Here is a 12,566-nt window from a genome sequence, read left to right as displayed (position 1 = left end):
CGCTTCTCACGAGGCCAGGGCGCTTGCCGGTTCATATTGCGCTTTTGCCGCTTCCCTGGCGATCCAATTCAGGTAACGGCCGTAGGTCGTGCCTGAAATCTCGCTCGCCAGGGCTTCGAGATCACCTCTTGAGATCCAGCCCTGGTAGAATGCGACCTCTTCAGGACAGGCAATCTTCAGGCGTTGGCGGGATTCCAGAGTCTGGATGAAGCAGGCTGCTTCCAGGAGCGATTCCGGCGTTCCCGCATCCAGCCAGGCATAGCCCCGGCCCAGCATCTGGACGCTGAGGTCACCGCTTTCGAGATAGGCCCTGTTGATGTCGGTGATTTCAAGTTCGCCGCGGGCGGATGGGGTGAGGGTCCGGGCGATCTCGACAACCCTGGCATCGTAGAAATAGAGGCCGGTCACTGCCCAGTCCGATTGCGGGGCAACCGGTTTTTCAACGATTGAGGCAGCCTTGCCAGCGCTGTCGAAGCCGACAACGCCGTATCGTTCTGGATCATGAACCTGATAGGCGAATATGGTTGCGCCGGTCTCGTTTTGCCGGGCCGCCAGCATTTTTTCCGACAGGCCGGTGCCATGGAAGATGTTGTCACCCAGAATGAGGGCCGACGGTTCCCCGCCCAGAAAGTCTTCCGCGATCAGGAATGCCTGGGCGATGCCTGCAGGGTGCTTCTGGACAGCGTAGGACAGGTTCAGACCCCAGCGGTTTCCCTTGCCGAGGACGCGCTGGAACGCGCTCAGGTCCCGCGGTGTGCAGATGATCAGAATGTCTCGAATGCCGGCGAGCATAAGCGTGGTCAGCGGGTAGTAGATCATCGGTTTGTCGTAGACGGGCAGAAGCTGCTTCGAGCTTGCCAGCGTCATGGGAAACAGGCGGGACCCGGCGCCGCCGGCAAGAACAATTCCCTTCATACCCGGTTCCACTCCGTCACCACGTTGCGCCTTCCGGCGACTGGTCCAAGGCGGGGCTGCCGTTGCGCCGAACGGTTCGGCAGCTTGCTCAAGAGCGCCTGCAGGCGCAGGACGCAGGCTGACAACTCGTATCTGGCTACAACGGTCCGGCGTGCCGCCCGGCGCATGGCTTGCCGGTCTGCCGGAGACTGCAACGCCGAACAAACTTCGGTAGCGATTGCCTTCGTGTCCCAGAAATCGACGAGCCTGCCGTTGACCCCGTCTCGAACGACTTCCTGAACCGGAGCGGTTTTGGACGCGATGACAGGTGCCTCGCAGGCCATGGCTTCGAGAAATGACCAGGACAGCACGAACGGGTAGGTCAGGTATACATGGGCTGCAGAGACCTGAAACAGGCTCAGGAGATCCTTGTGCGGGATCTGGCCCAGAAAGTGGATCCGATCGGGTGGAAGGCCGGTTTCCTGAAGAAGCCGGTTGCGCCATGTGTCGCCACGAGACGGTGCGCGTCCGTAGCTGACGCCGTCGCCACCGGCAACAACGAACCTGGCTTCCGGATTTTCGCGGGCGACCAGTACAGCCGCCTGCATGAATTGCGGAAAGCCGCGGTAGGGTTCCAGGTCACGTGCCGCGAAGGTGACCACCGGATCGCCCGCGGTCAGGTGCCTACCGTCCGGCAGGCGAAATCCGGCCATCGCGTCGGGGCGAGCCCGGGTCGTGTCGATACCTTCATGCTGCACGAGGATCTTTGACCGGTATTCTGCGGGATAGCGGCTCTTCTGCCAGGCCGTCGGGCTGATGCCGGCATCGAGCTGGTCCAGAGTGGACAGCTGGATGGCGTTGCGGAGCCTCATGGTCTGGCGCTGCTGCAGCGACATCTCGTCGGAAGGTGCAAACCCGACGTCTCCGCCCTGCGGCTGGAAGTAATATTCGCAGAAACCGATGGCAGGTACATCCGGCAGGGCATCCTTGACGAACATCATGCCGCCCCAACCGATATGTCCCATAACAATGTCGGGCTTGTGGCCGTTCAGGTCCAGCTTGTGCAGGATATCGGCAACCTTGCGGCCCGCCTCGATGTAGGGAACGGATGGCCGTCCACCTGCGCTGGCCGCCTGCCGGGTGTCACCGGCATAGCGCAGCACACGCAGGCCCGGCACCGGCCGGTCCAGGGATTCGCATATGAGCGTGGCAGTCCAGCCATCGGCGATCAGACGTCGGGCAAGATGAACGAACTGCCCGGGCCCATGCCGGTGCACGAACACGATATGCATGTGCCAAACCTTCGATCAGAAACGGGTGCCGTCCAGACGCAAGGGGGATTGTTGAAGGTCCGTGGCCCAAAGGACTTCAAGCTTGCGCAGCAGTGCGAATGTTTCCTCAAGAGCCTTCAGGTCCTGTTCGGATCGCACGATCTGGTCCTGATTGACCTCGTCGGCTGCCTTCACGGCTCTGCAAAGCATCTTTCCCTTGTCGGTCAGACGGATACGGGCTGAGCGCCGGTCCCGTGCCGAAGCCGTTCGGTCGACGTAGCCGGACTGGACAAGTTGCTTGAGGCTGTAGGACGCATTCGATCCGAGATAGTGACCGCGGTCCATCAGATCCCGCACGGACAGGTCGTCGTCACCGATGGTGAAAAGCAACATGGCATGGGCGGGAGAGATGTCGTCCGCGCCTATTCGGATCAGATCGACGCGGAGGCGGTCAAGGTAGCGCCGATACATTCGTTCGATGACTCTTACGAGTTCGAAATGGTTCGCTTGCGACGCCGGAGCCGCGATCCTTTCCCTTTCCCCGTATGCTGAATGATTGATGGATTCTTCAACCATAGGTTCAGTCCGCGAAACGTGCCCATTCATGTCCCTTGTTGCGTCTTCTAAGACTTTGTGCATTTGCCCCAAACTCCCACCTACATTCGAACTAAATTCGAAATAATTTCATCGCTATTCTGCTCCCTGTCTATGCACATTGATGCATTTATTAGTTTTGTTTTTGCATTTCTTCTCTTTGCCAATCGATTGCCATAATTAAAGGCACTAGATACCCCAAGTTAGTCTATATGCTTTCGTCATTCCTATGGAAAAGATGTGTCGTTTTCTGGGCAATCGCTCTTTTTTTCGCACGTGCGAACACACCTATCGGTTGAGGCTTCGGAGAATCTTGAATGGTTGAAAAGACAACACCGGACGCAATCGATCCGTTCCGTCTCATAAGAGAGGCTCGAGTCACCTTTGCAACCGGTCTCGCCGCAGCGGCGCTTCTGAGTGGGTTCATCACGCTGCTGCAGATGATCGTTCCGCTGTTCATGCTGCAGGTTCATGACCGGGTTCTGAACAGTCAGAGCCTCGATACCCTGACAATGTTGCTGATCATCGCCTGTGGCGGGCTGATGCTTTTTGCGATTCTGGAATTTATCCGCAGCCAGATTTTCCAGGTGATGGGGAGCGAACTGGTTCGGCGTCTCAACCTGACGGCAATCGAGGCGGGCGTGAAATCCTCGCTGGAGAAGGGGGGCGGTATGGCCTCCGAAGTGCTGCGGGACCTGAACGATCTCCGCACCTTCATAACCAGCAACGCCATCAGCGCGCCGCTGGAAGCCATGTGGGTGCCGCTGTTCCTGATTGTGCTGTTTGCCCTGCATCCGCTTTACGGGCTACTGGCTGTTGTTTCAGCGATTACGCTGATCGGGCTCAACCTCCTGTCCGACATGACGACACGCTCGCTGTTGAAGGAAGCGAACACCGCCAACTTGCAGAATGTCGCGACGATCGCCTCCACGCTTCGCCACGCAGAGACGATCGAGGCAATGGGGTTGATGCCTGCCCTGACGCGCCGTTGGCGCAAGGGGCAGCTCCATGCCACGGAACTGATGGCAATGGGAAGCCGGCGCGGCAAGGCAATCCACGCGCTGACGCGAAGCCTCCGGTTTGGCATGCAGATCGCGGTTCTGGCGCTTGGCGCAGATCTCGTCATCAAGGGAGAGGTGACTGCCGGCACGATGATCGCCGCAAGCATCCTGATGGGGCGCCTGCTGACCCCTTTCGACAATCTCACGGAAAACTGGCGCCAGTGGGTGTTCGCTTCAACCGCCTGGGGCCGGGTGCGCGAGGTTCTGGAGAACCACTCCTCGCTTCGCCAGACCGTGCCGACCCCGCCCAGCCAGGGATCGCTCAAGATCGACAAGCTGGTCTACGCGCCGCCCAACGCACCGGTGCCTGTTATCAAGGGCATTTCGTTCACGCTCGAACCCGGTGACGTTCTTGGCATTGTCGGCCCGTCGGCAGCCGGAAAGTCGACCCTGGCCCGTCTGCTTGTAGGTGTTCTTCAGCCCACGACGGGCGGCGTCTTTCTTGATGGACACAACGCCTATCTGTGGGAGCGGGCGTCCTTTGGCGCGATGGTCGGGTATCTGCCGCAGTCGGTGTCTCTTCTGGATGGAACGGTTCGGGACAACATCTCGCGCATGTATGATGCCGATCCTCAGATGGTGATCGATGCGGCACGTGCCGCCGGCGTTCACGAGATGATCGGCCGGATGCCACTCGGCTACGATACGCCCGTCGGTGACAACCGTTACACCTTGTCAGGCGGACAAAAGCAGCGTGTCGCCCTTGCGCGTGCGCTGTTCGGACGGCCGCGCCTGCTCGTGCTCGACGAACCCAATGCCAACCTGGATACGGAAGGGGAGGTTGCCCTGCTGCGTGCTATTTCGCAGGCAAAGGAAGACAACGCCATCGTCATCGTCATCGCGCACAGACCGGCGATCATGGAGGCGGCCGACAAGATCCTGGTGCTGGAAGATGGCCGGATCGGCCAGTTCGGTGACCGGACGGATGTCGTCAGCAGTATTTCCAGGCGCCTGCCGGCACCTGCCGCACCCCGTGCCCTGCCGACGAGTGGAGAAGTGGCATGAGCGAGCGTTCCGAGCAGGCAAGGCCACCGGTCGCCACTCCCTCGTCAGAGGCCGCGACCGAAGCAGGCCAGGCCTATTGGATGGCCGCCCTCAAGGCGGACGATGCGCGCCCGCCAAGCTTGCGCAAACCGCTTCTGGCGGCAGCTCTGGCCGTTTCGATCGGCTTTGGCGGATTTCTGCTTTGGGGATTTACCGCCGATCTCGATAGTGCGGCGGTTGCCACCGGCAAGGTGATTGTCGACAGCAAGCGCAAGACCATCAGTCATCTGGAAGGCGGGATCCTGCGCCGGTTGCTCGTGCAGGAAGGGGATTTCGTGGATGCCGGCCAGCCGTTGGTGGAGCTGGACGACACGCGCGCACGTGCCGAGCTGGCGCAGCTCCATGGCAAACGGACCAGTTTGCTGGCAAGGCTGGCCCGGCTCAGGGCCGAGCGGGATCTGTCGGAAGAAATCGTATTTCCGGAAGAGCTCAAGAACAGCAGCGAGCCCCTGATCGCCGAAGTGGTGGCGGCCGAACAGGGGGTGTTCGAAAAACGCCGTCAGGTCTACGAGGGCAAGATCGCCTTTCAGCAGAAGGAGATGGAGCAGTATGTGGCGCAGATCGAGGCCAATCAGGCCCAGATCGAAGCCACCGGGCACCGGCGAAAGCTGCTTGAGGAGCGTGTCGACGCCCTCAGTGGCCTGGAGAAGAAAGGGTTCACGTCAAAAGCCATGCTTAGCGAAGTTCAGCTGGAACTGAGCGAGATGATTGGCGACGGCGGTGAGCTGGAGGCCCAGAAGGCGCGTGCGGAAAAGGCGCGCCAGGGTGCGGAAGTTGCCCTGTTGCAGGCCGAACAGGAATGGCAAAGCGACATTGCCGGAAAGATCCTCGAGGCTCAGCTTGAACTGAACCTCACCAACGAACAGATCATCTCGTCGCAGGATGTCCTCGACCGGCTGGTGGTCCATTCCCCTCAGGCCGGTATTGTCTCCAGCATCGAGATGCGGACACCGGGAGGGGTGGTCGAGCCTGGCAAGGCGATCATGGATATCGTTCCGCGAGACGAGAAGATGCTTGTCGAGGTTCGGATGAACCTGAACGACATCGATACCGTTCGCGTCGGCTCGGAGGCACGCATCCGGCTGACTGCCTATGACCGGCAGAACACCAGCCCCCTGGGAGGGGAGGTGACCTATGTCGCTGCCGACCAGACCGTCGATCCCCAGACGCAGGCGGCCTTTTATGTCGTGCGCGCACAGGTTCTTTCCGAAGAGCTGGACGGCAAGCCCGCCTTGACGCTTTACCCGGGAATGCCGGCGGAAGTCCTGATTATCCGGCGTGCTCGCAAGGCAATGGACTACCTGCTCGAGCCGATCACGCAAAGCCTTGATCGAGCTTTCCGGGAAGACTGACGCGCATTTTTTTGTGCTCCAACAAATTTTTTTAACGACGGGCGGCATTGACCGCCCGTTGCTTTTTCGAAGCCCCGGTCCATTCCGAGCGTGGGGGCATTTTCCTGGTGCAGTGCGAAAATTGCACCTTTAACGCGATTAGTGCGTTGCAAAACTACCATGTCGTTCATTTTCCCGGCGAGGCGGTTGAGTGCTGTTTCGGCATGAAGTGCGGGCGGTTTCAAGCATCTGAAAAATCGCAGAAATTGGATTTCAATCTATGGGGGATCATGTGGTTTCATTGATTTTATTTTGAATTTCGAAATAAAATAAACGTAAAGGAATTGTATTTTCGAACTACTATTAAATGAAAAGTAGAATTAGTTTATCTCCTTCAAAATATTGCCTTATTTTTTTCACTATTCGTCCCTTTGAAGAGATTAGTAATTGTGTATTGTACTTCTCGCGCTGCAAAAATACGGGGTTTGTGCAGTGCGGTGTGCCGCGGTTCGCGGGGCGTCAAATGTAACGAGGCGAACTTCAGGAGTTAGCTACATGGCCACGATTGAAGGCAGTGCTTTTCAGGATTTCCTGCAAGGTACAAATGCTCAGGATTTCATATTCGGATTGGGCTCATCGGATGTTCTGCTCGGCAATGAAGGGGACGACTTCCTCTTCGGAGGCCGAGGTGGAGATCTGATCGTCGGCGGAGAGGGTGCCGACAAGATTTTCGGGCAAGGTGGCGAAGACGTCATTCTTGGTGGTGAAGGCAGCGATACCATCTTCGGCGGAGCGGGCTCCGACTACATCGAAGGCGGTGCCGGCGGCGACATCATTTTCGGTGGCGAAGGAACCGACATCATTGACGGCGGTGCCGGCAACGATCTGATGTTCGGTGGTGGCGACCACGATGTCTTCGTGTTCTCCGGCGGTGGCGGCAACGACATCGTCATGGATTTCCAGGTCGGCGATCTGGTGCAGATCTCGAGCAACATCAACGATACCGGCGTTTCCTCTGCTGCCGATGTCGCCGCACGGGCGACCCAGGTCGGCAACAACACGGTCATCGATCTCGGCAACGGCGATACCGTCACGCTCAACAACGTCGATGCCGACGATCTTCAGGACAATCCTGACGGCTACATCGTCGTTTCCTGATGATCCCGCACCCGGGCACGCGGTCGTCCGTGTGCCCGGGTACCGGCCTTTGGCCTGTGGCCGTCCGCAACTCAGGCCTTAGAACAGTGATGGACAAAGATGCTCGAGACCCTGGGCAAATACGCCGAGGCGGACTTTGAGTCCCCGCATTACTTCCAACTTACGCCGGAGGTTCTTCTTCTTGTCTGGGATCCAGCGCATCAGGTAAATGCTGCGCCCCGGCTTGTGGAGCAGGGCGGTCAGTCCTTCGGCTCCATTGCGAGTGTCCGGCTGAACCGGCTTGATGGCCGGTCGCGAGTCGTATGGGCTGTTTCGCTGAAGGAAAAAACCAGGCTCAGTCTGAAGTTGAGCGCCGGCGCGGTCGGGTCCGAGGCGACGCTTTCTGTCGACGCCGCAAAGCCTGGTCCTGCCGCCGATGCCTTTGCCATGACCAACGGGCTCAGTCAGGCCGCCTGCGCCGTTTTCGTCACGACTTTCCTGAGCGCCTGGTCCGGCATGTTCCGGCTGGGGCGTTCCCGCAGTTTCGTCAATTTTGCAAGAGAGCTGCTGCGCTCCGTCAACGATGCGCCGCCGGTTGTGGATGCTGTCGCGAGCATCGGTTCCGTCCGGTTGCTGGAAACTCTCATCAACAGCGACAGCACCGACATCAAAACAGCGGTCGTGATCGGTGATACGGGTGTTCTGCGGCTGGATAGCGGAACGTGCAACACGCCGTACAATGGCGGCAAGAGCAGATTGTTCCTCGGTGCCGTCGACATGCCGCAGCCGCCTGCCAACGGCTTTCTGGTGCTGTCCGGAAGCTGGGGTCTGGCGATCCGGAAACTGGCTACCGACAACGTGAAGCGCACTGTCGGTGCATGGTGGGCCACCAATGCGCGCAAGCTGCCGGAAGTGCGGGACTACCTGGTGTCGGACGTCGGCGCCAAATCCGATGAGGCGCGTGCGGCCATACGGGACCTGCAGGTGAGCGATCCCTTGCCGGCGCGCCGGCATGGCTTGCTGTCAGAAACCGGCTCCTTCTGTGCAGTGGAAACCGCTGTCGCCTGCGAAGCCGGTGTCCTGGTCGGTGGCTGGCTGCGCGATCCCGCCCGTGTCTATCAGGGGCTCGATATTCTTGCCGGTGACGCCGGTCCGGTTGCGCTTGAGCTACACACGTTCGATGGCGTTCTGCCGGAAACCCAAGGCGGTTATGCGATAAAGCGCTTTGTCGCGTTTGCGCCGGTCGGCAGGGCGCTTCAACACAATCTGCAGCCCCGGTTCGAAGTCCGTTTGGCTTCGGGTGAGCGGGAACTGCTGGTGCCGCCACCGCAGCCGGGTGACATCCCCGACACGAGAGCGAAGGCGCTTTCCGTCGTGACACCGCGCCATGCGAGCGACGAGGTTCTGGCGACCTGCCTGTCGAATGTCTTGTCCGATATCCAGTCGCGTTTCCGGCAATCAGTCGGTGAACCGTCCGAAGTTCTGTTCGGCAAACCGCTTGCCGATCCGACCGTGTCGATCGTGATCCCGCTTTACAAGGTGTTCGAGTTCATCAAGGCGCAGCTTGCGGCGTTTTCCGCCGACAGCTGGCTGGCGGAGAACGCCGAGGTGATTTTCGTGCTCGACTCTCCCGAACAGGTAACCCATGTGGAGGACCTGCTCGCCGGGTTCCATCTTCTTTATGGCCTTCCCGTTCGGCTCGTCGTGATGGAACGTAACGGCGGCTATGCGCTTGCCTGCAATGCAGGTGCGGAAGCGGCGCGCGGGCGCTATCTGGCGATGATCAATTCCGATGTCGTGCCGGTCGAGGCCGGCTGGCTCGAACAGCTGTGTGCCAGCCTGATGATGGACGAGCAGGTCGCGGCAGTAGGCGGCAAGCTGCTCTATGCAGACAACGCCATTCAGCATGCCGGGTTGAAGTTTATCCAGGACGACAAGGGCCGCTGGTTCAACCATCACTACTACAAGGGTTTCCCGCGTCAGTTTCCGGAAGCCAGCACCTCCCGCGAGGTGCCGGGGGTAACCGGTGCTTGCCTCGTTCTGTCGAAAGCCGATTTCGAGACGGTGGGAGGGTTCACGACGGACTTCATCGTCGGTGACTACGAAGACAGCGACCTGTGCCTGAAACTCCGCAAGTTGAATCGCAAGATCTACTATCTGGGCGACGTCGAACTCTATCACTTCGAGCGTGTTTCCATTCGCAAGAACGAAGATTACACGCGCGGTGTCGCCTCTCAATACAATCGCTGGCTCCACCAGTCCCGCTGGCAGGACGACATCGTTGCCCTGATGGAAGCTGCGGAGCGGCGTGAAAAAGGGCTGAGTGCATGAATTCGCCGGTTCTCATCAAGGATGCCACCAGTCTGGTCACATCCCCACTCGGCAGTGAGCGGATTGCAGACCTGCAAGGTTACATCGGCCGTAACAGGTTCCTGCCGGTTCCCCCGAGCGAGGACAACTTCGTCGGAGATGGTGACTATCTTGCCATCGGCACGGAGTTTCTGGGCCACTTTATCGACCTTGGGGGCTTGCGCGCGCATGAGCGGGTGCTTGATGTCGGTTGCGGCATTGGCCGGATGGCAGTGCCCCTGACCCAGTATCTGGATCCGGACACCGCCCGATATGTGGGTATCGATCCGGCATCGGCGGGCATTCAATGGTGCACGCGCAACATCGGGTCGGTCTATCCCAATTTCCGGTTCATGCATCTCGATATCGCCAACGCTCTCTACAATCCCGACGGCTATATCCGCGGCACGGAGATTGCCCTGCCGTTCGCCAACGGTTCGTTCGATTTTGCCATCATGACATCGGTGGTCACCCATCTGCCGTCGGAAGAGATCCTGCCCTATTTTCGCGAAATCTCGCGCCTCATGGAGCTGGGAGGCAGGTTGTTTCTGTCGGCTTTCGTGATTGCGCCGGACCGCGGCGAAGGCTTGATCCCGCGTGTCGTGTTCCGACGCGACGGCGAGGGGCCTGCCTGGTACGGCAACCCGCAAGCGCCGCTCGCAGCGGTCGCCTTCGATGATGGTTTCCTCGACAGGGCGTTGGAGACGGCCGGATTCGAAATCGCCCTGAAGCGGTTCGGGCACTGGCGCGGCGGCAACGGGGCTCCGCATTACCAGGACTTTTTCGTTGCCGTGAAAACGTCGCGGGGGGTGTCCTGATGCGGATCCTTGTCTTCGCGCATAATCATCCGGATCTTCACCCCGGCGGGACGGAGACGGTCGCGCTTGACCTGGCAAGGGCCTATCGCAAGGCCGGGCACCAGTCGCTGTTTGTGGGTGCGACCAACCACCTGCACCGCGAGCCGCATCCGGGTACCAGCTTTCAGGCGATCAGCGACAGTGGTGACGAGTTGCTGATGTGGGCTGGTCATTTCGACCGGTTCAACATGAGCCAGATCGATCTGCAAGCCTTTGTACCGGACATGCGGACACTGCTGGAAAGCTTTCGGCCGGATGTGGTCCATATCCACCATCTGCTGCTGTTCGGTGTCGAACTGCCGGTTCTTATCCGCCGGGTGCTGCCCGACGTGCGCATCGTTATGACGCTGCACGACTATTACGCGATCTGCGCCAACGACGGCGTCCTGATGAAAAGCCCGGACGAAGCTTGTGCCGCGCTTGGGTCGGGAGGACTGTGCAAGTGCCTGCCCGAAGCAAAGCCGAACGACATGCGTCTGCGCGAGCGGTTCATCAAGACGCATCTGGAAGCCGTCGACGAGTTCGTATCTCCAAGCGCGTTTCTGCGTGACGTCTATGTGCGCTGGGGCCTGCCGCCGGAGAAAATCAGGATCATTCGAAATGGCAGGCCGGACGCGGTACCGGCCAAGAGCCGGTCGGCTGACGACACGCCCAAAACCGTGTTCGGCTATTTCGGAAACCTGACCCCCTGGAAGGGTGTCGAGGTTCTGCTGCAGGCGGCAAAGCTGTTGGTGGAAAAGGACATGGAATTCGAGCTGCGGGTCCATGGCGGTGCTCCCTTCCAGAACCAGGAATTCGTCAAACGCATCGAGAAGCTGTTCGAGGAAACCGCACCCAGAGTGCAGCGCCTGGGGGCTTACAAACCTGATGATGTCGCCGGTCTCATGGAACCCGTCGACTGGGTCGTCGTGCCTTCTCTGTGGTGGGAAAACGCGCCGCTGGTCATTGCCGAAGCACAGCAGCACGGACGGCCGGTGATCACCAGCGGTGTCGGCGGCATGGCCGAGGCCGTCAGGGACGGCGTCGATGGCCTGCATGTGCGCAAGAACGATCCGGTCGGCCTGGCAATCGCGATGGCGACAGCTGCCGGAGATGCCGCGCAGTACCGGAAACTTGCAGCCAACATCCGCAAGCCGCTGTCCGTCAGCGCTGTTGCCGAACAATATCTGCGCCTGTTTGCCGACCGGCAAACCGCGGCGCGTGAACCTGCTGCCTGAGGAAAACGGAATGAGTGTAACCCCTCTTGAACAGGTAAAACCCGGATCGGACGCGAAGCCGCCGCAAGCTGTTGCGGAGGCCAAGGAACAAGCCGTTTCCGCGCGGCTTCAGGGGCGTGTCGATGCATTCGAAAACGGCCGGCTGCTTGGCTGGGCCTGGGATGCGTCGAGCCCGAGCGACCGCATGACCATCCACGTCTTCCACGACGGTGAGCGAGTTCTCAGCAAGGTTGCCGAAACCCAGCGCATCGACTTGAAGCGCAACGGCATTGGCGACGGCCATTATGCATTCGACATCGAGTTGCCCCAGGCCGTTGCCGCAGCACCTGGCGGTCTGACTGTTGTGGCGGAAACCCCCAAGGGGGAAGCGCAACTGAAGCTGCCGCGCCCGAGCGCAGAAGAACGCGCCGCGGAAGCTGCCGTCGCCATGCCTCTGGCAGTGGTGATGGAGAAAGTCGACCGGCTGATCGTGGCGCAGCGCCAAAGCGCTGTTGGCCAGCGTGATGCAACGGCGGTCTTGCGCGAGACGGTACAGCGGATCGATGCGCTGGCATCGAACGAGGGCGAACTTGGCGAAGCCATGTCCCTTCTGAAAAACGGCCAGGGCGACCTCTCCCAGAAGGTCAAGGAACTGGAAGTTTTCCTGCTGCGTTTCGATACGACGCTGAAGGGGTTCGATGACCGGTTGAAGGTCCTTGGAGAAAAGAGCCGCAACAACCTCAAGGTTCATATCCTGCTGCTGGCGATCCTTCTCGGGTTTGTCGGGGGCATGCTGTTTGCCGCCGCAGGCGGTCTCTGGAGGTAAGCAACG

10 protein-coding genes are annotated in these 12,566 nt (G+C 59.9%); 7 read left to right on the top strand and 3 right to left on the bottom strand.

Going from position 1 to position 12,566, the window contains the following annotated elements; translation table 11 throughout:
- Positions 1 to 6 precede the first annotated feature (6 nt).
- The 3 genes from rfbA to HCG46_RS05100 are packed head-to-tail and all read right to left on the bottom strand — an operon-like array spanning position 7 to position 2,636.
- Positions 7 to 915, bottom strand: coding sequence for a glucose-1-phosphate thymidylyltransferase RfbA (rfbA, locus tag HCG46_RS05110; protein ID WP_168684949.1), 909 nt, complete (start codon positions 913 to 915; stop codon positions 7 to 9).
- Positions 912 to 2,186: a glycosyltransferase gene (locus HCG46_RS05105; protein WP_168684947.1), complete on the bottom strand. Its 1,275-nt coding sequence runs from the start codon at positions 2,184 to 2,186 to the stop codon at positions 912 to 914. Before HCG46_RS05105 ends, rfbA begins: the two co-directional genes overlap by 4 nt.
- A 15-nt stretch (positions 2,187 to 2,201) precedes the next feature.
- Positions 2,202 to 2,636 carry a MarR family transcriptional regulator gene (locus HCG46_RS05100; RefSeq protein WP_228148025.1) on the bottom strand — a complete coding sequence of 145 codons (435 nt, stop codon included), beginning with the start codon at positions 2,634 to 2,636 and terminating at the stop codon, positions 2,202 to 2,204.
- A gap of 440 nt (positions 2,637 to 3,076) precedes the next feature.
- Here HCG46_RS05100 and HCG46_RS05095 point away from each other — a divergent pair, with 440 nt between their 5' ends.
- From HCG46_RS05095 to HCG46_RS05065, 7 genes are all read left to right on the top strand, one after another.
- Complete coding sequence (locus HCG46_RS05095) at positions 3,077 to 4,825, top strand: type I secretion system permease/ATPase (protein WP_023003322.1); 1,749 nt, start codon at positions 3,077 to 3,079, stop codon at positions 4,823 to 4,825.
- Positions 4,822 to 6,216 carry an HlyD family type I secretion periplasmic adaptor subunit gene (locus HCG46_RS05090; RefSeq protein ID WP_209009306.1) on the top strand — a complete coding sequence of 465 codons (1,395 nt, stop codon included), beginning with the start codon at positions 4,822 to 4,824 and terminating at the stop codon, positions 6,214 to 6,216. The genes HCG46_RS05095 and HCG46_RS05090 overlap by 4 nt, the downstream gene beginning before the upstream one ends.
- Positions 6,217 to 6,750: 534 nt before the next feature.
- Positions 6,751 to 7,353: a calcium-binding protein gene (locus HCG46_RS05085; protein ID WP_023003324.1), complete on the top strand. Its 603-nt coding sequence runs from the start codon at positions 6,751 to 6,753 to the stop codon at positions 7,351 to 7,353.
- Between the two features lie 99 nt (positions 7,354 to 7,452).
- Complete coding sequence (locus tag HCG46_RS05080) at positions 7,453 to 9,663, top strand: glycosyltransferase family 2 protein (protein WP_168684945.1); 2,211 nt, start codon at positions 7,453 to 7,455, stop codon at positions 9,661 to 9,663.
- Complete coding sequence (locus tag HCG46_RS05075; protein ID WP_023003326.1) at positions 9,660 to 10,499, top strand: class I SAM-dependent methyltransferase; 840 nt, start codon at positions 9,660 to 9,662, stop codon at positions 10,497 to 10,499. The genes HCG46_RS05080 and HCG46_RS05075 overlap by 4 nt, the downstream gene beginning before the upstream one ends.
- Positions 10,499 to 11,755 (top strand): glycosyltransferase family 4 protein, encoded by a 1,257-nt coding sequence (locus HCG46_RS05070; RefSeq protein ID WP_168684943.1) that lies wholly within the window; start codon positions 10,499 to 10,501, stop codon positions 11,753 to 11,755. Before HCG46_RS05075 ends, HCG46_RS05070 begins: the two co-directional genes overlap by 1 nt.
- Before the next feature lie 10 nt (positions 11,756 to 11,765).
- A complete protein-coding gene (locus tag HCG46_RS05065; RefSeq protein ID WP_077291991.1) occupies positions 11,766 to 12,560 on the top strand; it encodes a hypothetical protein in 795 nt (264 codons plus the stop codon).
- The last annotated feature ends 6 nt before the right edge of the window (positions 12,561 to 12,566 follow it).

This window comes from Labrenzia sp. PO1 (assembly GCF_012273635.1).
Taxonomy (GTDB): Bacteria; Pseudomonadota; Alphaproteobacteria; order Rhizobiales; family Stappiaceae; genus Roseibium; species Roseibium algicola.
This window is presented reverse-complemented; position numbering and strand designations above follow the sequence as displayed.

Excerpts from the sequence above, each read along its gene's own strand:
- rfbA (WP_168684949.1), bottom strand. The coding sequence starts at position 915 with ATGAAGGGAATTGTTCTTGCCGGCGGCGCCGGGTCCCGCCTGTTTCCC.
- HCG46_RS05105 (WP_168684947.1), bottom strand. The coding sequence starts at position 2,186 with ATGCATATCGTGTTCGTGCACCGGCATGGGCCCGGGCAGTTCGTTCAT.
- HCG46_RS05100 (WP_228148025.1), bottom strand. The coding sequence starts at position 2,636 with ATGTATCGGCGCTACCTTGACCGCCTCCGCGTCGATCTGATCCGAATA.
- HCG46_RS05095 (WP_023003322.1), top strand. The coding sequence starts at position 3,077 with ATGGTTGAAAAGACAACACCGGACGCAATCGATCCGTTCCGTCTCATA.
- HCG46_RS05090 (WP_209009306.1), top strand. The coding sequence starts at position 4,822 with ATGAGCGAGCGTTCCGAGCAGGCAAGGCCACCGGTCGCCACTCCCTCG.
- HCG46_RS05085 (WP_023003324.1), top strand. The coding sequence starts at position 6,751 with ATGGCCACGATTGAAGGCAGTGCTTTTCAGGATTTCCTGCAAGGTACA.
- HCG46_RS05080 (WP_168684945.1), top strand. The coding sequence starts at position 7,453 with ATGCTCGAGACCCTGGGCAAATACGCCGAGGCGGACTTTGAGTCCCCG.
- HCG46_RS05075 (WP_023003326.1), top strand. The coding sequence starts at position 9,660 with ATGAATTCGCCGGTTCTCATCAAGGATGCCACCAGTCTGGTCACATCC.
- HCG46_RS05070 (WP_168684943.1), top strand. The coding sequence starts at position 10,499 with ATGCGGATCCTTGTCTTCGCGCATAATCATCCGGATCTTCACCCCGGC.
- HCG46_RS05065 (WP_077291991.1), top strand. The coding sequence starts at position 11,766 with ATGAGTGTAACCCCTCTTGAACAGGTAAAACCCGGATCGGACGCGAAG.